This is a genomic window from Bacillus tequilensis KCTC 13622, from assembly GCF_000507145.1.
In the GTDB taxonomy this organism is placed as follows: domain Bacteria; phylum Bacillota; class Bacilli; order Bacillales; family Bacillaceae; genus Bacillus; species Bacillus tequilensis.
Window position 1 is genome coordinate 96,267 of sequence record NZ_AYTO01000039.1, and the last position, 23,553, is coordinate 119,819.

General features: G+C 46.3%; 25 protein-coding genes. 11 read left to right on the forward strand and 14 right to left on the reverse strand.

The window, feature by feature from the left end:
• The first annotated feature begins 5 nt into the window (after positions 1 to 5).
• Positions 6 to 1,082, forward strand: a complete 1,077-nt coding sequence (locus tag V756_RS0117180; protein ID WP_024715753.1) for an endospore germination permease — start codon at positions 6 to 8, stop codon at positions 1,080 to 1,082.
• Here the strand turns inward: V756_RS0117180 and V756_RS0117185 are convergent.
• The 3 genes from V756_RS0117185 to V756_RS1000000123680 form a co-directional block, all read right to left on the reverse strand.
• Positions 1,079 to 2,494, reverse strand: coding sequence for an alanine/glycine:cation symporter family protein (locus V756_RS0117185; RefSeq protein ID WP_024715754.1), 1,416 nt, complete (start codon positions 2,492 to 2,494; stop codon positions 1,079 to 1,081). The genes V756_RS0117180 and V756_RS0117185 overlap by 4 nt on opposite strands.
• Positions 2,495 to 2,617: 123 nt before the next feature.
• Positions 2,618 to 3,010, reverse strand: a complete 393-nt coding sequence (locus tag V756_RS0117190; RefSeq protein ID WP_024715755.1) for a DnaJ family domain-containing protein — start codon at positions 3,008 to 3,010, stop codon at positions 2,618 to 2,620.
• 48 nt (positions 3,011 to 3,058) lie between these two features.
• Complete coding sequence (locus V756_RS1000000123680; RefSeq protein ID WP_081719908.1) at positions 3,059 to 3,163, reverse strand: hypothetical protein; 105 nt, start codon at positions 3,161 to 3,163, stop codon at positions 3,059 to 3,061.
• Positions 3,164 to 3,267: 104 nt separating this feature from the next.
• On the opposite strand from V756_RS1000000123680, the gene ltaS reads away from it, so the two are divergent.
• Positions 3,268 to 5,217 (forward strand): lipoteichoic acid synthase, encoded by a 1,950-nt coding sequence (ltaS, locus tag V756_RS0117195; protein ID WP_024715756.1) that lies wholly within the window; start codon positions 3,268 to 3,270, stop codon positions 5,215 to 5,217.
• 32 nt (positions 5,218 to 5,249) lie between these two features.
• On the opposite strand, the gene nagE is transcribed toward ltaS, so the two are convergent.
• Positions 5,250 to 6,608: an N-acetylglucosamine-specific PTS transporter subunit IIBC gene (gene nagE, locus V756_RS0117200; protein ID WP_024715757.1), complete on the reverse strand. Its 1,359-nt coding sequence runs from the start codon at positions 6,606 to 6,608 to the stop codon at positions 5,250 to 5,252.
• A 169-nt stretch (positions 6,609 to 6,777) separates the two neighbouring features.
• Between nagE and map the strand changes: the two genes are divergently transcribed.
• The 4 genes from map (at position 6,778) to V756_RS01000000122695 (ending at position 8,498) form a co-directional block, all read left to right on the forward strand.
• Complete coding sequence (gene map, locus V756_RS0117205) at positions 6,778 to 7,527, forward strand: type I methionyl aminopeptidase (protein WP_024715758.1); 750 nt, start codon at positions 6,778 to 6,780, stop codon at positions 7,525 to 7,527.
• 81 nt (positions 7,528 to 7,608) lie between these two features.
• Complete coding sequence (locus tag V756_RS0117210; protein WP_024715759.1) at positions 7,609 to 7,923, forward strand: DUF3243 domain-containing protein; 315 nt, start codon at positions 7,609 to 7,611, stop codon at positions 7,921 to 7,923.
• A gap of 109 nt (positions 7,924 to 8,032) precedes the next feature.
• A complete protein-coding gene (locus tag V756_RS01000000122690; RefSeq protein ID WP_032682145.1) occupies positions 8,033 to 8,188 on the forward strand; it encodes a hypothetical protein in 156 nt (51 codons plus the stop codon).
• Positions 8,189 to 8,360: 172 nt separating this feature from the next.
• The gene (locus tag V756_RS01000000122695; RefSeq protein ID WP_003239885.1) at positions 8,361 to 8,498 is read left to right on the forward strand and encodes a YflJ family protein; all 138 of its coding nucleotides are present in this window, start codon (positions 8,361 to 8,363) and stop codon (positions 8,496 to 8,498) included.
• A 39-nt stretch (positions 8,499 to 8,537) separates the two neighbouring features.
• Here the strand turns inward: V756_RS01000000122695 and V756_RS0117225 are convergent, their stop codons facing one another.
• Positions 8,538 to 9,203, reverse strand: a complete 666-nt coding sequence (locus V756_RS0117225) for an MOSC domain-containing protein (RefSeq protein ID WP_024715760.1) — start codon at positions 9,201 to 9,203, stop codon at positions 8,538 to 8,540.
• Positions 9,204 to 9,269: 66 nt separating this feature from the next.
• Here V756_RS0117225 and V756_RS0117230 point away from each other — a divergent pair, with 66 nt between their 5' ends.
• Entirely contained in the window at positions 9,270 to 9,545 is a 276-nt protein-coding gene (locus V756_RS0117230) for an acylphosphatase (protein ID WP_024715761.1), read from the forward strand.
• Here the strand turns inward: V756_RS0117230 and nosA are convergent.
• The 9 genes from nosA to V756_RS0117275 all read right to left on the reverse strand — a co-directional run bounded on the left by nosA (position 9,536) and on the right by V756_RS0117275 (position 19,806).
• Positions 9,536 to 10,627, reverse strand: coding sequence for a nitric oxide synthase (gene nosA, locus V756_RS0117235; RefSeq protein WP_024715762.1), 1,092 nt, complete (start codon positions 10,625 to 10,627; stop codon positions 9,536 to 9,538). The genes V756_RS0117230 and nosA overlap by 10 nt on opposite strands.
• Positions 10,628 to 10,747: 120 nt before the next feature.
• Positions 10,748 to 11,542 carry an MBL fold metallo-hydrolase gene (locus V756_RS0117240; protein ID WP_024715763.1) on the reverse strand — a complete coding sequence of 265 codons (795 nt, stop codon included), beginning with the start codon at positions 11,540 to 11,542 and terminating at the stop codon, positions 10,748 to 10,750.
• A 55-nt stretch (positions 11,543 to 11,597) separates the two neighbouring features.
• On the reverse strand, positions 11,598 to 12,899 hold the full coding sequence (gene citM / locus V756_RS0117245; RefSeq protein ID WP_024715764.1) for an Mg(2+)/citrate complex secondary transporter CitM: 1,302 nt from the start codon (positions 12,897 to 12,899) through the stop codon (positions 11,598 to 11,600).
• A 188-nt stretch (positions 12,900 to 13,087) separates the two neighbouring features.
• Positions 13,088 to 14,047: a tripartite tricarboxylate transporter substrate binding protein gene (locus tag V756_RS0117250; RefSeq protein ID WP_024715765.1), complete on the reverse strand. Its 960-nt coding sequence runs from the start codon at positions 14,045 to 14,047 to the stop codon at positions 13,088 to 13,090.
• On the reverse strand, positions 14,044 to 14,730 hold the full coding sequence (gene citT / locus V756_RS0117255; protein WP_024715766.1) for a two-component response regulator CitT: 687 nt from the start codon (positions 14,728 to 14,730) through the stop codon (positions 14,044 to 14,046). The genes V756_RS0117250 and citT overlap by 4 nt, the downstream gene beginning before the upstream one ends.
• On the reverse strand, positions 14,702 to 16,312 hold the full coding sequence (yflR, locus tag V756_RS0117260; RefSeq protein ID WP_024715767.1) for a two-component sensor histidine kinase CitS: 1,611 nt from the start codon (positions 16,310 to 16,312) through the stop codon (positions 14,702 to 14,704). Before yflR ends, citT begins: the two co-directional genes overlap by 29 nt.
• Before the next feature lie 127 nt (positions 16,313 to 16,439).
• On the reverse strand, positions 16,440 to 17,876 hold the full coding sequence (locus V756_RS0117265; protein WP_024715768.1) for an anion permease: 1,437 nt from the start codon (positions 17,874 to 17,876) through the stop codon (positions 16,440 to 16,442).
• Between the two features lie 127 nt (positions 17,877 to 18,003).
• On the reverse strand, positions 18,004 to 19,266 hold the full coding sequence (locus V756_RS0117270) for a pectate lyase (RefSeq protein ID WP_024715769.1): 1,263 nt from the start codon (positions 19,264 to 19,266) through the stop codon (positions 18,004 to 18,006).
• Positions 19,267 to 19,458: 192 nt separating this feature from the next.
• The gene (locus tag V756_RS0117275; protein WP_024715770.1) at positions 19,459 to 19,806 is read right to left on the reverse strand and encodes a YflT domain-containing protein; all 348 of its coding nucleotides are present in this window, start codon (positions 19,804 to 19,806) and stop codon (positions 19,459 to 19,461) included.
• A gap of 242 nt (positions 19,807 to 20,048) precedes the next feature.
• Between V756_RS0117275 and V756_RS0117280 the strand changes: the two genes are divergently transcribed.
• The 4 genes from V756_RS0117280 (at position 20,049) to yfmE (ending at position 23,546) form a co-directional block, all read left to right on the forward strand.
• On the forward strand, positions 20,049 to 20,417 hold the full coding sequence (locus tag V756_RS0117280) for a DUF3212 family protein (RefSeq protein WP_024715771.1): 369 nt from the start codon (positions 20,049 to 20,051) through the stop codon (positions 20,415 to 20,417).
• 108 nt (positions 20,418 to 20,525) lie between these two features.
• Positions 20,526 to 21,473, forward strand: coding sequence for a Fe(3+)-citrate ABC transporter substrate-binding protein YfmC (yfmC, locus tag V756_RS0117285; protein ID WP_024715772.1), 948 nt, complete (start codon positions 20,526 to 20,528; stop codon positions 21,471 to 21,473).
• A 73-nt stretch (positions 21,474 to 21,546) separates the two neighbouring features.
• A complete protein-coding gene (fecD, locus tag V756_RS0117290; RefSeq protein WP_024715773.1) occupies positions 21,547 to 22,548 on the forward strand; it encodes a Fe(3+) dicitrate ABC transporter permease FecD in 1,002 nt (333 codons plus the stop codon).
• Positions 22,545 to 23,546: a Fe(3+)-citrate ABC transporter permease YfmE gene (gene yfmE, locus V756_RS0117295; RefSeq protein WP_024715774.1), complete on the forward strand. Its 1,002-nt coding sequence runs from the start codon at positions 22,545 to 22,547 to the stop codon at positions 23,544 to 23,546. Before fecD ends, yfmE begins: the two co-directional genes overlap by 4 nt.
• The last annotated feature ends 7 nt before the right edge of the window (positions 23,547 to 23,553 follow it).

Here is a 23,553-nt window from a genome sequence, read left to right on the forward strand (position 1 = left end):
GCTTTATGAATAAGACCTCTGCATATCAAGGATTATTTTTCGGAGCGCTGTATACGTTAGCGGTCGGATTGAAGCATGCCCCGATCCTCATGATCGAATCGGCAAAACAAAACGCCTGGCACAGCTACATCCTCGGCGTTCTCACAGTGATTCCAGCACTTTGGCTTATGCACAGGCTGATGAAAAAGCATCACGATAAAAATATCTATGAGCTGCTAAGCGATTCCTCGCCAATCGCCGGCCGTTTTATTATTTTACTGTTCTCATTGTATTTCCTGTTAATCAACGCTCATGATATCCGTTTTTTCATCAATTTGATTAACATTTTATTTCTCCCGAGAACACCGATGACCGTGCTTGGCGCCGTTATTATCTTTGTTGCGATATGTATTGCCAGAGAAGGCAAAGAAACGTTGACCAGAATGGCGCAGATTTTCTTATTTCCATTCGGCACTCTGGTCTTGCTACTTCCATTTACGCTGGTCACACAAATTGAACTGCAAAACTTGACACCGGTCTTTGAAGGTCCGATCCAGTACCTTCAATCAGGATTTTATTCGTTTGGGACAATGGGGGAATTGATCATTCTTCCGCTCCTCTTCTCAAGCAGGAGCATCCCGCTGAAACATTCCATTATCGCAATCCTGCTGGGCGCTTCATTGCTTGCCGTCATGTTATTTTGTTCAATTTCTGTCTTTGGCCCAAACCTGACATCTACTTTCTTTGATCCAGCCTATATGGTGATCAGGCAAATCCGCATTACTGATTTTCTCGATCGCTCAGACCTGATCATCGCGGCCTTATGGATTCCGGTGATTATGGTAAAGATAGCCGGATCGCTTTATATCGTGGTATACGGACTTTCCCTTTTACACTCAAAAATCGATCAAAAAGCCATATACACACCGGCTGGTATGTTTTCGCTCGTATGCAGCTTTTGGTTCTTCCTCAATACAAATCAGCTGATCGACTTTAACAGAATAAAGCCGATCATTAATGTAGTGATTTCCCTTCTGCTGCCTTTATTCATCTATTTGATCATGAAAGCGAAGGCGATGTTCGGCGCCAAAGCAAAACACTAAGAATTTTTGGCTTCTTTTGTCTGATAAACTTGGTTCTGTTTCATTTTCCCTCTATCTTTTAGGTAATACTGTTCGGATGTGAAAAATTCGGTGTATAGTTCTTTGACCTTTCTGCTCAATAACAACAGCGCAATCACATTTGGTACGAGAATAAAAGCTAACGCTAAGTCCAGAAAGCCCCAGATGGCTTTTGCTCCGCCTCCGGCACCTATGATAATAGCGGCTAAATAAATGAATTTGAGCACATGTCCTGCCAGCCGCCCGAACAGAAATTCAGCTTGCTTCACACCGTAAAAAATGACAACCATAATGGTCGATACAACAAAGAAAACGAGGGAAATCGAAACGAAGTACCCTCCGCCAGCACCAAAATAGTGCTGAAACGCAGCCGTTGTCAATGCTGCCGGGTCATGTAAGGCGTTTTTCCCTGTCCAGACACCGGATGCAAGGACAACAAAAGCAGTGGTGGTGCAGATGATCAAGGTGTCAATGACAATGCCGATCACAGACCAGAACCCCTGCCTGACAGGGTGGTCAGTCATGGCCGCGGCATGTGCAATCGGAGCTGTTCCCATTCCGGCTTCGTTAGAATACAGCCCGCGGGCAAATCCCCAGCGAACGGTTTCAGCAAGCGCAGCACCTGCGAATCCCCCAACTGCTGAAGAAGAGGTAAACGCGTTCGAAAAGATGAGAGAGAAAAAGGCCGGCACTGATGACAGATTCATGAGAACGATCAGGAAACCTGCTCCTGCGTATGCCCCTGCCATAAGCGGCACGACAAGCTCTGTTACTTTCCCGATCCGCTTGACCCCTCCTATGACCACTAACCCGATCAAAAACGCAATGGCAATTCCCGCGTATATTTTATTGAAAGAAAACGTTTCGGCAAGCGAGACTGAAACCGAATTCCCTTGAACCATGATGCTAGGGATCAGCTCAATGATCAGCGCAACAGAAAAAAATACGCCGAGCCATTTCATGCGCAGCCCTTTTGTTATGTAATACATCGGTCCCCCGACAAATTCTCCCCGCTCATTTTTTTCTCTGTAATGAACAGCAAGCACACTTTCAGAAAACTTAATTGCCATTGCGAATATGGCAATCAGCCACATCCAAAAAACCGCACCGGGTCCGCCGAACATTATTGCGGCAGGCACACCGACAATGTTCGCCGCTCCGATTGTTGAGCTAAGAGCTGATGTCAACGCTTGAAGCGGTGTGACTGTTCCCTCTCCCTTCGGCTTTTTTCCTACGCTGCCGATTGTCTGTTTAAAAATATATAAAGGATAGCGAAATTGAAAGCATTTCAGCAAAATGGTGAAATACAGTCCCGTCCCAGTCAGCAAGATGATTAACGGCGGGCCCCATAGCCAATCAGATATACGCGTTACCCATTCCAATAGTTGTTCCATCCCATCACCCTTTTCGTTTATGAGTCATTTCCCCGCACACCGATAAACATAAACCTTTAGACAGCGACCGCTGGAACAAAAAGAGGATGGCTTTTATCAATCGCCATCCCCAGACAAGAAAAATCAGCTTGAGGAAGGTCTGCTTCGTCCAAGCCGGTCATATACTTTATTCTTATAAAAAGCGGACGCAGGCTTTGAAAACATGCCTTTCTTGTCGACAAGCTTATCAAGCTTCATCTGCTTTTCAGTTTTTTTTCTGATTAATTGCTCGCGTTCTTTTTCGTTATAGCACTTTGCGATTAAATGGTCTAAGGTCATGAGCTCTTTTTTGAGCGCGCCCTCGTCCTCTGTCATTCCCGCATTTTTTAACATGCGATAACCCATGCGGAGCGACTCCGGCAAGTGTGCCGCGTCATCCTTTGGCAGCGGCTTTCCCATCCCCGGCAGGTTTTCAAATTTCCCGTCTTTGATGGCGCGCTTAATTTTATCTTCAGACACAATGTGGGAAAAATCCATCATTCCACCTCTTTTCATTTATAGCTTATATGTTATCACACAACGGTCTCAATACCATTTTATTCCTTTATTTCTAGGAATAATCCTTATTTTACATTTGGCAATATGAAGGCGAAACGTTGAGTCGACAGCGTTTTTCGCCACTTTCCCCATCGTGCGATTTTCACTTTTCTAATCTGCTGATTCGTGTTATATTGGATACGTTCGTTTTTTCTATCGTTTCGCTCGAACTGTGATCGGAAAAAAGGAGTGTAACAATGAAAACATTTATAAAAGAAAGAGGACTGACCTTCTTCCTAATTGCGGTCGTCCTGTTATGGATCAAAACGTATGTCGGTTATATCCTGAACTTCAATTTAGGAATAGACAACACGATACAAAAAATATTGCTTTTTGTGAATCCTCTCAGCTCAAGCTTGTTCTTTCTTGGCTTTGGACTCTTGTTCAAGAAAAAATTACAGCAGACAGCCATTATAGTGATTCATTTTTTAATGTCTTTTTTACTGTACGCAAACATTGTGTACTACAGATTTTTCAATGATTTTATTACAATTCCGGTCATGATGCAGGCTAAAGCAAACGGCGGCCAACTCGGTGACAGCGCATTTTCGCTGATGAGACCGACTGACGCCTTTTACTTTATCGATACGATTATTTTGATCATCTTGGCGATCAAAATGAAAAAACCTGCCGAAACGCCCAGTAAAAAATCGTTCCGAATCATTCTTGCGTCTTCGATTCTTGTGTTTTTAATCAACTTGGCAGTTGCGGAATCAGACCGTCCTGAATTGCTGACAAGATCATTCGACCGAAACTATCTTGTGAAATACTTGGGAACGTACAATTTCACGATTTATGACGCTGTGCAGAATATCAAATCCAACAGCCAGCGCGCGCTTGCCGATTCCAGCGACGTAACGGACGTAGAAAACTACATGAAAGCCAATTATGACGTGCCGAATAACGTGTATTTCGGCAAAGCTGAAGGAAAAAACGTGATTTACGTTTCTCTTGAATCTTTACAGTCGTTTATTATCGACTATAAAATTGACGGCAAAGAAGTCACACCGTTCTTAAATAAACTGGCGCATGATAACGAGACGTTCTACTTTGATAACTTTTTCCAACAAACGGGACAAGGTAAAACATCCGATGCGGAATTTATGATGGAAAACTCTCTGTACCCGCTGGCTCAAGGTTCAGTTTTCGTAAACAAAGCGCAAAACACACTGCAATCTGCTCCGGCGATTCTAAAATCTAAGAATTACACGTCTGCTACGTTCCACGGAAATACACAGACGTTCTGGAACCGTAACGAAATGTACAAAGCGGAAGGCATCGATAAATTCTTCGATTCTGCTTACTATGACATGAACGAAGAAAACACGAAAAACTACGGCATGAAGGACAAACCGTTCTTCAAAGAATCAATGCCGCTGTTGGAAAGCCTGCCGCAGCCGTTCTATACGAAGTTCATTACCCTGTCCAACCATTTCCCATTCGGAATGGATGAGGGCGATACAGACTTCCCGGCTGGAGACTTTGGCGACTCTGTCGTCAACAACTACTTCCAGTCAGCCCATTACCTGGATCAGTCCATTGAGCAATTCTTCAATGACCTGAAAAAAGACGGGTTATACGATAAATCGGTTATCGTGATGTACGGAGACCACTACGGTATCTCTGAAAACCACAATAAAGCGATGGCCAAAGTGCTTGGCAAGGACGAAATCACTGATTATGACAACACTCAGCTTCAACGGGTGCCGCTCTTTATCCACGCTGCCGGCGTGAAGGGCGAAAAAGTTCATAAATATGCCGGAGACGTCGATGTGGCTCCGACCATTCTGCATTTGCTCGGAGTGGATACGAAAGACTATCTGATGTCCGGTTCTGATATTTTATCGAAAGAACACCGTGAAGTGATTCCGTTCCGTAACGGAGACTTTATTTCACCAAAATATACGAAAGTATCTGGCAAGTATTACGATACGAAAACCGGAAAAGAACTTGATGAATCCGAAGTCGACAAGTCAGAAGACTCCCTCGTCAAGAAGGAACTTGAAATGTCCGATAAAATCATAAACGGAGACCTGCTGCGTTTCTACGAGCCGAAAGGTTTTAAGAAGGTGAACCCTTCCGATTACGATTACACAAAACATGGCGAGGATTCTTCCAAAACATCAACAGATGGTGAAGATAAATAAGTAAAAGCGGAGAGGATGCCCTCTCCGCTTTTTTATTTTACCGCAGCTCTCAATTCCTCAGCGGCAAATTCCACATTTGGCCCAATGATCACTTGGACCGATTGCCCGCCTGATTTAACGACCCCTTTTGCGCCGGCTTTCTTTAGCAGCGCTTCATCCACTAAAGCGGTATCTTTCACAGTCAGCCTCAGCCTTGTGGCGCAATGATCAATGATTTGAAGGTTCTCTTTTCCGCCGAGCCCTTTCAGCATGATGTTTTCATTGATATCCTGAACGGTGTTTTCATCCAGCACTTCATCAATGTCATCATCCTCCCGTCCCGGCGTTTTTAAATTCAACGCCTTAATCAGCACATAAAACACAATAAAGTATACTGCCGCATAGCATATACCTACCAGAAGCAGAAGCAGCGGTTTTTCTGCTATTCCGTAGCTGAGCACATAATCGATGGCTCCAGCGGAGAAAGAAAAACCTGAACGGATGCCAAGCCAGTTGACGATAAATAAAGACAGCCCAGTTAAGACCGCGTGAACCACGTATAAAAGCGGAGATAAAAACATAAATGCAAACTCAATCGGCTCTGTAATTCCTGTGATAAACGCAGTCAGGGCAAACCCGATCATCATTCCCGCCGTCGCTTTCCGTTTTGACGGCTTTGCAGTTACCACCATAGCCAGACAAGCCGCCGGCAAACCGAACATCATGATGGGGAAGAATCCGGTCATATATGTGCCCGCAGTCGGATCTTTTGCGAAAAAGCGCGCCAGATCTCCTGTCACTCCGTTATACTCTCCGAACTGGAACCAGAATATATTGTTCAGCACGTGGTGAAGGCCAAGCGGAATTAACAGCCTGTTGAAAAGGCCGAATATGCCCGCCCCGATGCCTCCGAGTCCCAGCATCCACTCTCCAAACGAGTTTATGCACGATTGAATCGGCGGCCAGACGACTCCGAATAGGCCGGCTAAAATGATCGTAATAATGGCTGTAATAATCGGCACAAGCCGCCTGCCGCTGAAGAATCCAAGATACTCAGGCAGCTTTGTATCCTTGAAACGGTTATACGTGTAACCGGCAATTAATCCGGCGATGATTCCCCCAAAAACCGCCATATTGTTTGTTTTATCAATTGTCTTTGTCGCCGCGTCAAGCATCAGATACGAAATCGCCCCTGATAAACCCGCGGCTCCATTGCTGTCCTTTGAAATGCCGATGGCGATTCCGATCGCGAAAATAAGCGGCAGATGATCAAAAACCGCCGTCCCCGCTTGATAGACAAACGGGATATTAAATACATCCTCTCTGCCAAGCGCAAGGATAATTCCCACAGCAGGCAGTACCGCAATCGGGAGCATAAATGACTTCCCAAGCTTTTGTAAAAATGAAAGCATACCCATCCCCCTCATCCCTTTTTTTTCAAATATACCATACAGGATATTTAGTGATCTATACCAATTCCCCCAGGGTACTTCTTTTTTCCCAGGTCCGTGTGTTTCCTATTTTTAAGACAGTTGTGGTAAGCTTAAACTAGATTATTTAAAAAGAAAGCGGGAATGACAGATGATTGTAACAAACGATCAAGAATTAGAAGGCCTGAAAAAAATCGGAAGAATCGTGGCGCTTGCGCGTGAAGAAATGAAACGGAAAGCAGAGCCCGGCATGAGCACAAAAGACCTCGACCTGATCGGAAAAGCGGTGCTTGATGAGCATGGCGCTGTTTCAGCTCCTGAGAAGGAATACGACTTTCCGGGTGTGACATGCATCAGCGTAAATGATGAAGTGGCTCACGGTATACCAAGCACCTCCAAAATTTTAAAAGCGGGAGATCTTGTGAACATTGACATCTCCGCTGAATTTGGCGGCTTCTATTCCGACACAGGCATCTCATTTGTGCTCGGTGAAGGAGAAGAACGCCTTCATAAGCTTTGCCAATGCGCGGAAAACGCTTTTCAAAAAGGGCTGCAGCAGGCAAAAGCAGGAAAGCGCCAAAACCAAATCGGGAGAGCCGTTTATCATGAGGCACGTTCTCAAGGCTTTACCGTCATCAAAACCCTGACCGGCCACGGAATCGGCCGAAGCCTGCATGAAGCGCCGAACCACATCATGAACTACTATGATCCATTTGATAACGCGCTTTTCAAAAACGGCACAGTCATCGCGCTTGAACCGTTTATTTCAACGAAAGCGGAAACGATTGTTGAAGCTGAAGACGGCTGGACGTTCAAGACACCGGATAAAAGCCTGGTTGCCCAAGTTGAACACACGATCGTCATTACAAAAGACGAACCGATTATCCTGACAAAACTGTAAAACACATTCCGGGCTGCCGGAAGGTTTACCCTCCTCCCATTACAGGTAAACCATCACTATTCTGCTGGAGGAGGTATAGCCATGAACAGAGATCAAGAAAAAATCCAAATTAAAAACGAAATGGATGCCATGCACGGCACAACAAAAGAAGAAATTTTACAAGACTTTGAGGAATTTAAAGACTATCTGAGCAAACAAGTGAACCGAGGCAAGAAGCTGGGATTGGATGACGGCAAGCTTGTGAAAAGCGCCGCGATCCTGGGAGACCGCCTCGCAAAGCATGAAGAGCCGCAAAACAGTGAAGAAATGCTGCTGCAGGAGCTTTGGAGCGTTGCGGACGAAGATGAGAAAAAACATTTGGCACAGCTGCTGGTCAAATTGGTTGATAAACAATAAACACACGAGCCGGGCGCATATGCTGCCCGGCTTTCTTGATATTGTCACAGCCCGGCTCCTCCAGATATGCTACACTACTATTATGTCTGTGAAAGGAGCCTTTATTTGCATGTGGTTTATTATTTTCGGCATTATTTTCTTTATTGAAGGCATTATGATAACCGTTTACGGCGTGAAGAAAAAAAACGGAATGCTCACATATATCGGCATTGTGTTCAGCATTATGACATTTGGCGTTGTCATGATGAAACTAACCGGCCATTAAATCATATTCAGCTTTTGCTCCGCATATACATACAGAAGAACATTCGTACAGATAGTGCGAAAGGCTCAGTTTTTCCCGCACCTCTTTTCAGCATCTTTTTATGGATGTTACAATGCCAATCGTTTGGTAAAATCCTCTCCATTGGGAGAGATAGGGAAAGGAGTTTTCTGACATGCATTACGGCAGTAAAGGCTGGTATGTGGCAGAATTAAAAAAGCAGGGGATCACGCACCATGAAGGAAGAAAGCTTCAAAGCTATAAAACCTATTTTCTTGCCAACCTGCTCGAAACAAAGAAAAAACAATCTTAAACATTGAAAGCCGCGCACGCTGATATGCGCGGCTTTTTTTTATTCAACCGGCAGCAGCCTGTCCCTTTTTTTCATAAAGGACGATCTCCAGCTTGCCGACAGTGCATCTTCACTTAAAATCCGTTCAATGGCAGCGAGATTTTTTGCATCATGGTAGTTGATGCGGTTGGCAAATTGGACGGATATGGCTTTCTCCCCTCTGGACAGCAATTCAAGTTTGGCGCCGGGAGCCACCCTGCCCTCTTCCAAAACGCGAAAATAAAAGCCGGTGTAGCCGGTTTGCTGAACCTTCAGCACCATTTCCTTTACGCCAAACTTTTTCGCAAGCTTTACACACGGCTGGCGCGGCTGGCTGACTTGAACAACGGCTTCATCAAGCTGAAACACATCCCCGATGCAAACGGTCTCCTCAGTCAGGCCCGCGATCGTCAGATTTTCACCAAATGCGGCGCTGGGCAGCGGTCTTGAGAGGAACTCTTCCCAAAACGGATAATGCGCGGCCGGGTAGACACAGACAGCCTTATCAGGCCCGCCGTGATTGATGAGGTCCGCCTGTCCGTCTCCTTCAAAATTCGTCCGATACAGCATGACAGCGGAATCAGCCGGCCGCTTCATGATGCCGGTTTCGATTTTCTTGCCGTCATACTCAAGCGTCTGCGGCTTTCCCAGATTAAGAGAGAGGACAGAATAATGCGCTGGCTTCATACAAACACATCCCCTTTACAGGTTGTAAAATGATTGATTATCATAAAAAGAAAAGGTGGTTTTTACATGCTTCAATACCGAATCGTTGCAGACGGCCGGGTTCAAGGTGTAGGTTTTCGCTATTTTGTTCAAATGGAAGCCGATAAGCGAAAACTGGCCGGCTGGGTCAAAAACCGCGATGACGGCCGGGTTGAGATTTTGGCAGAAGGCCCGGAAAACGCCTTACAATCGTTTCTTGAAGCCGTAAAGAAAGGCAGCCCTTTCTCAAAGGTTACCGACATCTCTGTCACTGAATCCCGCAGCCTCGAAGGCCATCATCGATTTTCCATTGTTTATTCGTAAGGCTTATCCTGATAAAAGTAATTCGGTTTAACGATTGAGTTGTCATAGGACCGGTGGAAAATATGAGTGGCAGCGGGTGAAATCGGCGGAATCAGCCACGTCCAGTCCCCCGTCAGCTTTCTGCCCGCTTCTTCCTCCTGTTCTTCAAACCGTTTAAACTGGCTTGCAGCTGTATGATGGTCAACAATGCTGACACCTTGCTTTTTATACGAGTGCAGCACAGCTTTATTCAATTCAACAAGCGCTTGATCCTTCCATAACTCCATGTTGTAATCTGTAGAAATCCCGATAACGGACGCCACTTTTTTGAGCTTATCATATCGCTTTTCATCCGCCAGGTTTCTCGCGCCGATCTCTGTGCCCATATACCAGCCGTTAAACGGTGCGGCATTATAATGAATACCCCCGACCTCAAGCTTCATATCAGAAATAATCGGCACGCCGTACCATTTCAGCTCCAGATCAGAAAACGCTTCGATTTCAGGATGTGTGATTGGAACCTCAATCACAAGTGAACGCGGCAGCTCATACCAGACTGGCTGCTCATCGCCTTTCATGCGAAAAATGAGCGGCAGCAGGTCAAAATGGGTTCGCTCTCCGCGCCAGCCGAGCCGCTCACAGGCTGCGGTCAGGGAACGTGAAGCCGGGTCGCCGATTCTTTCTCCGCCTGATTCATATCCGGCATACCGGATTAACTGATGATTCCAGATTTCCACTTGTTTTTCACCCTTCTTTTCCGGAGGGAAAATCGTAATGCTCGGTCTGATTTTACCATTATTGGTTGCGGTTTCAATGTGATGAAAGAGGGCGTCTCGCACATCTTCCTTCGTCCGGACGTCACGTCTGTCGATGACATTCAGCGAATTCCAAAACAATCTGCCGATGCAGCGGTTGCTGTTTCTCCAAGCCATTTTCGCACCGTGCTCGATTTCTTCCTTCGTATGCACATAGCTTCCGGTCCGGGCAATTTCACTTTTGATGTCATCGAGACGGTCTTTCACTTCCTCCTCCTTCCCCAATTCCTGATAGCATGCGGCAATAAACGCTTTCGCTTCGTTCCAGAGTATTTCTTTTTCTTCCAACAAACTCTCTCCTTCAAATCGCTTCATGCTTTTCATTGTATCGTTTTTAAGCGGTAAGACAAATGATTTTTCTTTATCTTCTTGAAAAGACAATAAAAAACACCCGCACATGTGCAGGTGTCAAAGAGACGATAAGCGATTTGCCAATTCAGTTAAGTCGCTTCGAAAGTTTTTGCCGGTCATCGGTATGCCGTGCCCCGTCAGCAGCGCTTCCGGTTCAAGGCCGGCAAGCTTCTGAATAGATCCGGCAGCCGTCTCTGTGTCAGGCGTGAAATAAGCCGGCGGCCCGTGAAGCTCTTGCTTTTGAATCAAGACGTCTGCCATTTTCTCTTGTTCCACTGTAATGACAGCATCCCCTGCCACAAGCACGCGTCCGTCCTCGCGGAATAATGAAATATGGCCGGGCGTGTGTCCCGGGGTCGCAATCCACATCCACTCGTCAAGAAAAGGAACGGAGCCGTCTTCCGGCAGCGCCTGCACATGTGAGGAAATATCGATGGAGTGCCGGGGAAACAGCGGCGACAGCTTGGCGACCAGCCCGCTTTTGCTGTCAGGACGGGCCGGAGGATAATCGTCTTTTCCTGTGACATAAGGCATTTCCCTGGAGTGGACATAGACAGGAACATCCCAATGCTCAAGGATTTCTTCTATCGCCCCGATGTGGTCAAAGTGCCCATGTGTGAGGATCATCGCCTTCAGCTGAAAATCGTCGCCGAATCTTTGTTGGGCTTCATTGACAATCATGCTGGCTGATTGAGGCATACCGGCATCAATTAAAACAAATGAGCGGGGTTCAGAGGGCAGCTGAATAAAATAGACATTCGCAATTTGCACGGTCAACCCGTATACCCCTTTTGCCGCTTCGAACCCCGTGCCGCTTCTGACTGAAGTCAGCGGCATATAAGGATCACTCATCATGACACCTCCGAATTGTTGTATACCGTTAGTGTGTGTCATTAGTCCTGAATTATCATACGGAAATAGAAATCGCACCGATCAATAGAGCGATAGCCGTCATGACGATCACCGCGAGAACCGCCCACTTCAATGCGAATTTTTGATGGTCGTCAATAGAAACTCCAACAAGCCCGACAAGCAAATGCGTGGATGGGACAAGCGGACTCAGCATATGAATTGGCTGGCCGATAATAGAAGCTCTGGCAATTTCCACTTTATCCACACCGTATGCGACAGCTGTTTCTGATAAAATCGGCAGCACCCCGTAGAAATACGCGTCATTCGGCATTAGGAATGTAAAAATACCGCTTGTTAAGGCCACAATCGCCGGGATCAGTCCGCCCATTTGTTCAGGAATCATCGACACAAGCGAAATCGCCATTTCATCAACCATTTTGGTGCCTGTCAAAATCCCCGTAAAAACCCCCGCCGCAAAAATCATGGAGCCTATGGCCAGAACGTTGCTGGAATGCGCCGAGATCCGCTGTCTCTGATGCTCAAGATTTGGATAGTTCACAAGCAGCGCGATACAGAACGCAATGACAAACAGTACGGTTAAACTGATTTTACCCGATACTAAACATCCTACCAAAGAAAGCGTTAACAATAAATTGAACCACCAAAGCTTCGGCCGCTTCCATTCATCTTCAATCGCAGCCGCCGGTTCATCGGCATTAGCCGGCTGTTTCAATTCAATCACGCCAAGGCGCTTTCGTTCCGCTTTTCCAAGCACATACGAAACCGCAACCATACAAAGCATCCCGCTTGCGATGACAGGAATCATCGGCCCTGTAAGCTCAGCCGGATCAACCCCCAGCGCGCTCGCCGCCCGCGGCGTCGCGCCTCCCCACGGAATCGTGTTCATGATCCCCATGCCGACTCCCGCGATTCCCGCCAGGATAATCGGCCGGATGCCGAGCAGCAAATAGAGCGGAAGCATCGCGCTTGTTGTAATCATATACGTTGTCGAACCGTCTCCGTCCAAGGCGACGAGCATCGTAAGAACCGCTGTCCCAACAACAATTTTTAATGGGTCGCCTTTGACCATGCTTAAGATTTTGCCAACCACAGGGTCAAACAGGCCTGTATCAATCATTATTCCAAAATATAAGATCGCAAACATAATCATGACCGCAGTCGGTGCGACTTGCTGAATCCCCGAAATCATCATGTCCCCGACTTCAGTAAATCCAAATCCGGCGATCAGCGCAAACACAATCGGCGTCAAAACCAATGCTGTTAAAACAGAAAGCCGTTTTGTCATGATCAATGCCATAAATACAAGCATCATGAGAAAGCCCAAAATTGCTAACACATCCATCCCCCCTAAAATGAATCCGCTTACATTTTTTCTCCCTTTTTATCTTGCCTTTTTGCCATCGTATGGGAAAACCAACCGCAAGTAAATAATTTGGTTTTTTTGTATTTTTAATTTTTTAAAACCGTTTTGTTCTTTTTGATCAATTTAGATCACGACAAATAGATCCCGGATATTCCGGAATCTTAATTTCCTGTCATAATGCTTTGATAAAAAGTTGTTTGCTGTTCAAGAAACCGTTTCGTTTCCCTGCTGTTCAAATAAAAGCTTTCCCCGTCCTGATCGTTTATTTTCCGCTTCCACTCGGGTGAGGATGTGACCTTCTTTAGAGCTTGGTCCCAGTATGAAATCTCTTCTTCAGACATATTTTTCGGGCCCAAAACCCCTCTCCAATGAGAAAACACAAACGGGATCCCCTGCTCCTTCCACGTCGGTACATCCGGAAAACCGGGAAGTCTTTTATCAGACGTTACAGCAGCTAACGTGAGATCGCCGCGCCGCTCATATGTTTTCGCTTCAGACACGGTCATTGAAGCTGCTTCTATCTCATGTTTGATCAGCGCCTGAATGAGCTGTTCACTGCTGTCATACTGCAAAAATTGAATGGTAAAAGGATCAATGCCGTACATATCCGCCGCTCTGACGAACGAAAGCTGATCATCATTGCCAAACCCCGGTGCAAAGCCGATTTTCACCTTGCCTGGATTCATCTTAATCTCATTCAGTAAATCCTTGCCGTTTGTTAACGACGATTCTTTTGGCAAGGCAACCGCCTGCCATTCCTTGGAGAGAATGGCAAGCGGCGTAAAATCGCTCATTTTTAATTTGCTTTGTCTGAGAAGGTCGTTGCTCAGGATTAAACTGGACGTCATGCTGATGATCCGTTTACTGCTATCGTTGACATATTTCCAGCCTTTCTCTCCCCCGCCGCCGGGCTTATAGACGATACGAACATCGCCCTTCACGATCTGCTTCTGCCGCAGAACGGATTGGATCGCCTGTGCTGTGACATCCCAGCCGCCAGAAGGCTCGGCGGGGACGACAATTTCAATCGGCCCGTCCGGCAGGCGCGGCGCAGCCGCCTGCCGGATATCACCCTGCATAAAGAGTAATAGCGCAATGAATAGAAGTATACTTCTATTCATATCTCATCCGCCGCCAAATAATATTTTCTCTCCGGCCTGCCGATAATCCCGTATTCAAGTTCGGCTCTTGCTTCTTCCTTTGACACAAGGTACTCGGCATAGCGGCGGGCAGTCGTTCGTGACGCCCCCATTTTTTCCCCAAGCTCTTCCGCTGTCATTCCTTCTGACGCATTCAGAAGCGCTTCCTTAATGTTCCGCAGTGTAATTGAATTAATGCCTGTCGGCAAATCCTCAACCGGCAAAGATGCCTTCACACCGTTCCCAAAAATATGATCGATCATGGATTGGCTGACCTCTGGCTGAGATAAAAGCAGCTTCCTTTTTTCTTTATACTGGAGCAGCACCTGCCTGAACTTATCAGCCGTTACGGGTTTGATCAAATAGTGGGCTATCCCTGCCCGGAGCGCTTCTTGTAAGTGACGGGTTTCTGTTGCCGCTGTGATGATCATAATATCCACTTCGGGAAAACGGCTTCGTATCTCAGGAATTAATGATGTCCCCAGCTCGTCCGGCATATAAACATCCAGCAGAAGCAATTCTGCCTTTTGTTCCTCCAAAAGCGCCATTGTTTCTTTGGCGTTTGCCGCCTTGCCGATAATCTTGAATCCATCAAGCTGTTCAATTAATCTCTCATGGATTTGCGCAACCCGAAAATCATCCTCCGCAATCGCGATGTGAATCAAATGGATTCCCCCTTTGTTTCTCCTTCGGTATAAATACAGTGAATACCGCACCGCCGGTTTTTTGATTCGCCAGTTCGATCCAGCCGCCCAGTTCATGCACTGAATCCTTAACATTGGCCAGACCGTAGCCTCTCTTCATCCCCTTTGAAGAATAGCCTCTTTGAAACACAGCTTCGATTTTATCAGGCGGAACACCCGGACCTGTGTCCGACACTTCGATGACAATGTCATGCCCCATATCCGTGATGAAAACCACTGCCTCCTTCACACTTTGATCAGCTACAGCTTCGAAAGCGTTATCAATTAAGTTGCCGATAATGGTAATGAGATGGGACAAGCCGATATGTGCAGGAAGAGGCGCAAGCGAGCTGTTCTCATCGATAGACAGCTTGACCTTCTTTTCCGATGCCTTGCTTATTTTCCCTAACAAAATGGCCTGCACCTGCTGTGAATGGATGTTATGGAATAAGAGATCATGCTGTTCATTTTGTATCGCATATTCTTCTTTAATCAGATCAATGGCTTCCTCATACTCGCCAAGCTCAAGCAGCCCTAAGATCGCGTATAGCTTATTTGAAAATTCATGAGTCTGCGCTCTGAGATCCTCTGAATATTTGCGTACCTCTGTCAGTTTGTCGATCAGCTTTTTCAGCTCTGTTTTCTCCCGGAAACTGACGACAATCCCATACGTTTGCCCGCCTTGCGTCATCACTTTCGTATTGATAATAAATACTAGATCGTTGACACTTACTTCCTGGTTTGGCTGCATGTCTCCTTGTTCAAGCACACTTTTAAGCCCGGCGCCCGGCATGACGTCTTCAATAGGAAGATGGATCACAGGCTCGGGAAGCTTCAGCATCTCAGCCGCCGACACGTTCATCATTGTGACGACGCCTTCACGGTTGGTAGCAATAACCCCTTCCCGAATTGCGAAAAGCATTGCATTCCTCTCCCGATAAAGAGACGCAATCTCATGCGGCTCAAGGCCAAGCGTATCCTTCCTGATGCTTTTCGCCAGCGCGGCGGCACCGGCAAATCCGAGGAGCAGCACAAGAACAGCAATCACGCTCAAATTTCTTAGATGTTTTTTAATGCTTTGCTCTGTCTCCGTCTGCAGAAAATCAACGGATACGCTGCCAATCACCTGGCTGTATCCCTTCTGCTCTTTCATAATCGGCGCGCTCCCTCTAATCACCAGCCGTTCATCCGCTTTTGTTTCAGAAACATGCGAGCCGCCAAACAACATTTCTCTGCTGCGCTCCAGCTTCATTTGGGCACTTTTGCCCGTAGTGCTCTGAATGTCTCCTTTTTCGTCCAAAATATAAATGGCATAAGCACCAGTCTGTTCTTTCATCTGTTCAATGACCTCTTGCGCCTCAGCCTCGTGTCCGCCTTTAGCCGGCGGCATATAGGAAATGGTTCTCGCCGTCTGAATCGCAAGCTGCTCAGCCTGCCTTCGTTCTTCCTGTGTATGCTGAACAGCTAACGTAATGGTCAGCACACCAATGACAAAAACCAGCAGAGCCGCAATCAGCCCCATTATTTTTGTTTGCAGGGAAAAATGGAACCGCTTTTTCACCACAGCACCAGCCGTCCTTTCTACCTAGATCATACCATTTTCCGTGGGGAGTTTTCTCATTTTTCAAAATCCATTATTCTATACATGGAGTGAAAATAAAAAAGGCAGACCGCGGTCTGCCTTTTTCTTTCTACCATATTCCCAGTACTTTCCACCATAATCCGCCGATCACAAGCCATACGACAATATGGACGATCGAGAGAATAAATCCGATGGACCACCATTTGCTTTGCGGAACGTAGCCTGCTCCGAAGAAAACTGGAGCCGCTCCAGCACCATAGTGAGTCGTTGACCCGAACAAGTTGCTGAAGAAGGCGAGGCTGAGCGCTGCGAGAAGCGGCGGTGCGCCCGCTGCCACGATGACAGCCAAAAACGCTGAATACATCGCGCTGATATGGGCTGTCGCACTTGCAAAGAAATAGTGTGAATAGAAATACACAACAATTAAAATGAAGAATGCCAAAATCCAAGAGAATCCTGATACAGATGATTTCATGGCATTACTGAACCAAGATACCATGCCCAGCTCATTCAAGAAGTTGGCCAGCATGACAAGCGCCGCAAACCAAGTGAGCGTATCCCAAGCGCCCTGTTCTTTTTTGATATCATCCCAAGTCAGAACCTGTGATAATAAAAGAACGGCCAAACCGATCAATGCGGTTGTGGTCGCATCGATGTTGAAGCTGCCGCCAAAAATCCAAAGCGCAAGCACCAAAAGAAAAACGATAACCATGGAAAGCTCTGATTTCTTGAACGGTCCCATTTCTTTCAGTTTTTCTGTTGCGATTTTCGCCGCATCCGGTGTTTCTTTGATTTCCGGCGGGTACAGCTTGTAAATCACAAGCGGTGTGATGATTAAGCTTACAAGTCCCGGTACAATCGCGGCAATCGCCCAGCTTGTCCATGTTAAGTCCACCCCTGCGACATCATGGGCCAGCTTGGCAATCAGCGGGTTCGCCGCCATCGCCGTTAAGAACATAGCAGATGTGATCAGGTTCCCCTGAAAACCGGTTTTTAATAAGAATGCGCCGATTTTTCTCTCTGTTCCATTTGCCGGACTTGATCCGAATGTTTCGGATAATGATCTGATAATAGGAAAGATAATGCCTCCTGCACGCGCCGTGTTACTTGGAATGGCAGGTGAAAGTATTAAATCACTGAACAGCAGTGAATAAGATAGTCCAAGGGTTTTTTTCCCGAATTTCTGAACGAATACATACGAAATTCTCGCACCAAGCCCGGTTTTGATAAATCCCCGGGAAATAAAGAATGCGATGACGATAAGCCAGATGGTCTTATTCCCGAATCCGCTTAATGTATCCTCAATTGATAGTGTTCCAGTTAGTGCAGTAACCGCCAATGCAAAAATGGCAATTGCACCCATTGGCAAGGGCTTGGAGATAAAGCCGATAATTGTCGCGACAAAGATCGCAAACAAATGCCAAGCTTTAGGTTCAAGTCCGGACGGAGCGGGAATAAACCAAATGATTAGTCCCACAGCGACAGTAATAAGCAATGGAACAAGCTTTACTGCTGACTGTTTTCCTGCGTCTTTTTCTGAAGCCATAAATAGGTCTCCTCCTATATACTTGTTTTCCGATCCCCTTTCCCATTCTACTACTTAACTAAGTTAATAAACATTTTAATTAATTAAAAAACACAAAGGTGAGCAGCCCTTTGTGTTTTTCATTTTCTTAATGTAGTTTACCCGCCCCCGCTTGAGCTATAACATTCGATTTCACATTCGCGGAAGCATCGATTGTTCCGTGCAGAGACGGCGTCCAGCCGACAGAAGAACTCAGTCCGTTTGCAGCCGATGCGTTGATCTCCGCGCCGTTCAGCAATGTGCCGGAATCATATAAAGCCGTTCCCCCGCTGAACACGCTGATCGTTTTAGCAGCTGACAGTCCCGGCACGTCAATGACATTGTTTTGGGCATAGATTTTAGAGGACTTTCCGATTCCCCACGCATAGCTGAAGGCATAGTCTGAGGAGCTTGTGCTGCCTTCATAATAGTTATTGTATACGTGCACCTGTCCGAAGCGGACTCTCGGTGCGCGCTGGACGATATTTTTGTAGCGGTTATGGTGAAGCGTGATTTTTAATTTGCCGTCATCGGATGTTTTGCTGTCGCTTGATCCGAAAATGGAGCTTTTATCATGATCGTGATAATAGTTGTAAGACATCGTGATATAGTTCGCGCCGTTAGAAGCATCTGTTTGCCCGTCATGGTGCTGATATTTTCTGCCGAAATACTTTGGTGATGTGCTGTCCGGACGGGAGCCGTCATTAAATGTACAATGGTCAATCCATATGTGCGTGCCGCCGTTTATCGTGATATTGTCGTATTGCGAGTTCCAGTTTCCTGAGCTGCCGTCAGTCGGGTCCCACTGCGGAAAATAATCATAGGCGTCCTGGAATTCAAGATTGCGGATAATGACGTTATCACTCTTGATCTGGAAGTTTCCGCCCGCGATTTTGGCATTTGTCCCCGAACCGACAATCGTCGTATTCGCAGGAATATCGAGCACCACACGTGCTTTTTGGTTTTTCTGAGAACGCTCTCTCGCCTCTTCTTGTGCTCCCGAAGGCTCTTTTTTGCCCCATGTGCCAGGATCATAGGCTTTCAAATATTTGTCCAACTCGTACTCTGGATCTTTATAGTCATTTAGGCCGAGCGGCTTCAGATCGTCATCCACGTTCATGTCAATTGTTCCCTTGATATAAATGATTTTTGGCGTTGTGTTGGTGTTCTTTCCTAATGCCGAGACAAGCTGGTTTCTGTTGCTGACGGTATACACGTTCGAGGACGATGCTTTAGATCCGCCTGTCGTGCCGGTTGAATACGCGCCCCAGCCATCATTTGACCCTAATGCCTGATGGCCTAAATCAGTTGCATCCGCCCCAGCCGGAGTCAACCCTAAAAACAGCGCCGTGGCTAACATCACTTTTTTCATTCACTATGAACCCCCATTTTCTATTTCGAGAGATTTTATTCCAATTTCTCACGAAAATATAATAGCAAATTGAGGGACAGCCTGAACCGAAAATGTACCGCTATCTTATTGCGGCATTGTGCAAAACATCCGCCGCAAAGACCGCAAAAAAACCCAAAAGGCCGGAGTTTGCCTTTTGGGTTAGTCCCTGCATTATGCCCAGGATTTCACTTTTTCATTATCCGTCACAAAGAGAAGCACTTTCCCTTCATCTAAACGTTTCTCAAATTGAGCGGCTTCATCTTCAGAAAAACCGATTTCATGAATTTTATTTCGAAGCTCGTCGCCTTTTTTATTAAACATATTTCCTACCGCGTGCTTGAGACCTGTTTCTTTGGCTCCGATCGTGTTGGCGTTTGTGTTGTCTGCCAGCCGTTCCGTTCTGTCATCGTCGTGAGATAAGACGTATACATCCTCTTTCGCAACACCCATTTGCTGTAATTCTTCTGCATCCTTCATGAGCTGTTCATCGTTTGTATACTCTTTTACAACTGGTTTCATTCCGATATTCCTCCTTCATGTTTTCTATATTTGTTTTATACCCGATCGCATATTGATAAAACAGATTTCAGAACATTGAAGAGGAAAACAGGAAGAATGGTAGTAGCCATTTATTTTACGCTCATGGTAAAGTAATAGGAAAGCAAATATTTTCAGAAAAGTCAAAACAGTAGAGAAACTGCTGCCCGGAGCAAACGATCATGAATGGCTGTCTTTATCTGTACGAGCAGGAGGTATGTCTAATGCAATACTTTTCACCAGAACAGCAATACAATGCGTGGGTTGTAAGTGATTTAGTCAAACAGATTTTCCATCAGCGATCCGGCGGTTCACCCGGAATTCACGAGCTTGCAGTCTTTGCCGAGGAACATTTTCAAATTGATATCGACTTTGTTTTCTCCATTATCATGAATATCGGTGATATTGAATTCGCACTCGCAGAAGAAATAGAAAAGAAATTGTCCGGCTATCTCGGCGCTCTCCTCCCATATGTCAACGCTGATATGCTTAAAACCTCTAAAGCCAACGCCAATGCGTTTTTGTCCCAGAGACACGGCAATGCAGTATACCATTTATTTGTGCCTGATGAAGCTTTTATGAAAAAGCAGTGAAATTGCAGCTTTCTTTACTAAAAAAATATTGACACGATAAGCCATGCTATTATAGTGTTTACATGTGATAATGATTCTCATTACTAAATCTAAAAAAGGAAGAATGACATGCGCACCTATTCTAACAAGTTGATTGCCATCATAAGTGTTTTATTGATTGCCTGCTTCATTGTATCCGGCTGTTCATCCAGCAAAAATAACAGCGGAAGCGGCGAAAGCAAGTCTAAGGATTCAAGAGTGATCCAGCATGAAGAAGGAAAAACGCCAGTGAGCGGCACACCTAAACGGGTGGTTGTCCTTGAGCTTTCATTCTTGGATGCTGTTCATAACCTTGGCATTACGCCAGTGGGCATCGCCGATGACAACAAAAAAGATATGATTAAAAAGCTTGTCGGCAGTTCCATTGATTATACATCTGTCGGTACACGCAGCGAACCGAATCTTGAGGTGATCAGCTCCTTGAAGCCTGATTTAATCATCGCTGATTCTGAACGCCATAAAAACATTTATAAACAGCTGAAACAAATCGCCCCGACGATTGAATTAAAAAGCCGGGAAGCGACATATGACGAAACGATCGACAGCTTTACAACCATTGCTAAAGCATTAAATAAAGAAGATGAAGGAAAAGAAAAGCTTGCCGAGCACAACAAAGTCATCAACGGCCTAAAAGCGGAGCTTCCGAAAGATGAAAACCGCAGCATTGTTCTCGGGGTTGCAAGAGCTGATTCGTTCCAGCTTCACACGTCATCATCCTATGACGGAGAAATCTTTAACATGCTCGGTTTTACACACGCTGTGAAGTCTGATAAGGCCTATCAAGAAGTCAGCCTCGAGCAATTGAGCAAAATCGATCCTGATATCTTGTTCATCTCAGCCAACGAAGGCAAGACCATTGTAGACGAGTGGAAAACGAACCCGCTTTGGAAAAATCTAAAAGCGGTGAAAAACGGACAAGTCTATGATGCGGACCGTGACACTTGGACAAGATTCAGAGGCATCAAGTCTAGTGAAACAAGCGCCAAAGACGTGCTGAAAAAAGTGTATAATAAGTAGGACAAATGAGAAGCGAGGGGGGAATCCTTGCTTCTTCGTTTTTGCAACCAGACGCAGTAAGGAAGTGAGACTGTTGTATCATTCAGCCAAACGGCGCTTTTCATCAAGACTGATGATGTTCATCATCGCATTGATCATTTTTATATTCGGGCTTGGGCTGAATCTTTCAGTGGGAGCCTCAGACATCGGCATCATAGATTCATTGAAATATCTTTTTGTATGGGACGGTTCAAAGGAACAGCTCATCATCTCTACTCTTCGCCTTCCCCGCACATTAATCGGCGTTTTCGTCGGTGCCAGCCTGGCCGTAGCAGGGTCGCTGATGCAGGCCATGACGAGAAACCCTCTCGCTTCGCCCCAAATTTTCGGTGTGAATGCAGGCGCATCGCTTTTTGTCGTTGCTTCTCTCGTCATTTTGCCGCAATCGCCCTATTCCTCCGTTGTATTCGCGTTTGCGGGTGCGGCGGCAGGCGGCGCGATTGTGTATATGATTGCCTCATCCGGCGGAATGACGCCTGTTAAGCTTGCGCTGTCGGGAATGGCGGTGCATTTGTTCCTTTCCTCTATGACTCAGGCCATCATTATTTTAAATGAGTCGGGTGAGGATGTACTTTATTGGATGACAGGCGCGATAGACGGAAGCAACTGGCAGGATGTCATGACCATCGCCCCGTTTTCTGTCATCGGCATCGGACTGGCTCTCGTGTTTTCCGGTTCTGTTTCTGTTCTCGGTCTCGGAGATGAAACAGCAAAAGGGCTTGGGCAAAATATGAGCGGCATCCGGATTCTGATCAGTTTTATCATCTTAATTCTTTCCGGCGCTTCCGTAGCCGTCGCGGGACCGATCGGCTTTGTCGGACTGCTCGTTCCGCATATTGTCCGCAAGCTGATCGGTGAACATTATCAATACGTCCTCCCGTTTTCGGCGCTGTTCGGTGCCATTTTGCTGGTATACGCAGATGTTTTGGCCAGATGGATTGCATTTCCTTATGAATCACCGGTCGGCATCGTCACCGCGATTATCGGAACACCGTTCTTCTTATATTTGGCAAGGAAAGGGCGAAATCTGAAATGAAGAAAACAACCAGTAAACAAAAACGCCCCTTGCTGGCGATACTCATATTGGCCGTGATTCTGATCGTTCTGTCCGTCATCAGCATCGGCTTCGGCGCATTATACATTTCACCGGATGCGGTGGTCACGAATTTGCTTGGATTGGATCATTCCTTTGAATTCATCATCCAGCAATACCGTCTTCCCCGAATACTATTAGCGATTTTGGCCGGTGCCGGGCTTGCCGCGGCCGGAGCGATTTTACAGGGTGTGATCCGAAATCCGCTCGCTTCCCCGGACGTTGTCGGCATTTCTAAAGGATCAGGACTTGCGGCGATGGCAGTGATTTTGATCTTTCCTGAATCACCGGTGTACGTGCTTCCGTTCTCCGCATTTGCCGGAGCAGCCATTATTGCTGTACTATTATTAATGATAGCCCGAAAAAAGAGCATTCAGCCCTCTTCACTGGCTTTATCAGGCATCGCCTTAGGCGCGGTCTGCCACGCCGGGATGCAATATATGATGGTGAAGTTTCCGGGTGACGTGAATGCAGCGCTCATTTGGCTGACAGGCAGCCTCTGGGGAAGAAACTGGGAAGAGGTCAAACTGCTTGTACCATGGCTTTTGATTCTTTTTCCGATTGTCTGCATTCTCATACCGAAGCTGGATCTGATGTCTCTTGGCGATGAACTGACGCAGGGTCTTGGTGAAAACGCAAACCGGCTGAGATTCATCCTGATTTTCACCGCGGTTGCGCTGGCGGGAAGCTGTGTAGCCGTTGTCGGCTCAATCGGTTTTATCGGCTTGCTTGCTCCGCATATCGCCAGACGGCTTACTGGAGAAAAAGCTAAATATTTACTTCCTGCATCAGCATTGATTGGTGCTATTATATTATTAATTGCAGATACGTTAGGGCGCGGCCTCATGCCTCCGGTTGAAATACCGGCCGGAATATTGACAGCCGTGATCGGCGCGCCTTATTTCTTATATTTATTGAAATTCGAAGCGAGGAAACAGTAGGGAGAGG

Bases quoted from the DNA above. Each gene is read 5' to 3' on its own strand.
- V756_RS0117180 (WP_024715753.1), top strand. From the start codon at position 6: ATGAATAAGACCTCTGCATATCAAGGATTATTTTTCGGAGCGCTGTAT.
- V756_RS0117185 (WP_024715754.1), bottom strand. From the start codon at position 2,494: ATGGAACAACTATTGGAATGGGTAACGCGTATATCTGATTGGCTATGG.
- V756_RS0117190 (WP_024715755.1), bottom strand. From the start codon at position 3,010: ATGGATTTTTCCCACATTGTGTCTGAAGATAAAATTAAGCGCGCCATC.
- V756_RS1000000123680 (WP_081719908.1), bottom strand. From the start codon at position 3,163: ATGGGGAAAGTGGCGAAAAACGCTGTCGACTCAACGTTTCGCCTTCAT.
- ltaS (WP_024715756.1), top strand. From the start codon at position 3,268: ATGAAAACATTTATAAAAGAAAGAGGACTGACCTTCTTCCTAATTGCG.
- nagE (WP_024715757.1), bottom strand. From the start codon at position 6,608: ATGCTTTCATTTTTACAAAAGCTTGGGAAGTCATTTATGCTCCCGATT.
- map (WP_024715758.1), top strand. From the start codon at position 6,778: ATGATTGTAACAAACGATCAAGAATTAGAAGGCCTGAAAAAAATCGGA.
- V756_RS0117210 (WP_024715759.1), top strand. From the start codon at position 7,609: ATGAACAGAGATCAAGAAAAAATCCAAATTAAAAACGAAATGGATGCC.
- V756_RS01000000122690 (WP_032682145.1), top strand. From the start codon at position 8,033: ATGTGGTTTATTATTTTCGGCATTATTTTCTTTATTGAAGGCATTATG.
- V756_RS01000000122695 (WP_003239885.1), top strand. From the start codon at position 8,361: ATGCATTACGGCAGTAAAGGCTGGTATGTGGCAGAATTAAAAAAGCAG.
- V756_RS0117225 (WP_024715760.1), bottom strand. From the start codon at position 9,203: ATGAAGCCAGCGCATTATTCTGTCCTCTCTCTTAATCTGGGAAAGCCG.
- V756_RS0117230 (WP_024715761.1), top strand. From the start codon at position 9,270: ATGCTTCAATACCGAATCGTTGCAGACGGCCGGGTTCAAGGTGTAGGT.
- V756_RS0117240 (WP_024715763.1), bottom strand. From the start codon at position 11,542: ATGAGTGATCCTTATATGCCGCTGACTTCAGTCAGAAGCGGCACGGGG.
- V756_RS0117250 (WP_024715765.1), bottom strand. From the start codon at position 14,047: ATGAATAGAAGTATACTTCTATTCATTGCGCTATTACTCTTTATGCAG.
- V756_RS0117265 (WP_024715768.1), bottom strand. From the start codon at position 17,876: ATGGCTTCAGAAAAAGACGCAGGAAAACAGTCAGCAGTAAAGCTTGTT.
- V756_RS0117270 (WP_024715769.1), bottom strand. From the start codon at position 19,266: ATGAAAAAAGTGATGTTAGCCACGGCGCTGTTTTTAGGGTTGACTCCG.
- V756_RS0117275 (WP_024715770.1), bottom strand. From the start codon at position 19,806: ATGAAACCAGTTGTAAAAGAGTATACAAACGATGAACAGCTCATGAAG.
- V756_RS0117280 (WP_024715771.1), top strand. From the start codon at position 20,049: ATGCAATACTTTTCACCAGAACAGCAATACAATGCGTGGGTTGTAAGT.
- yfmC (WP_024715772.1), top strand. From the start codon at position 20,526: ATGCGCACCTATTCTAACAAGTTGATTGCCATCATAAGTGTTTTATTG.
- yfmE (WP_024715774.1), top strand. From the start codon at position 22,545: ATGAAGAAAACAACCAGTAAACAAAAACGCCCCTTGCTGGCGATACTC.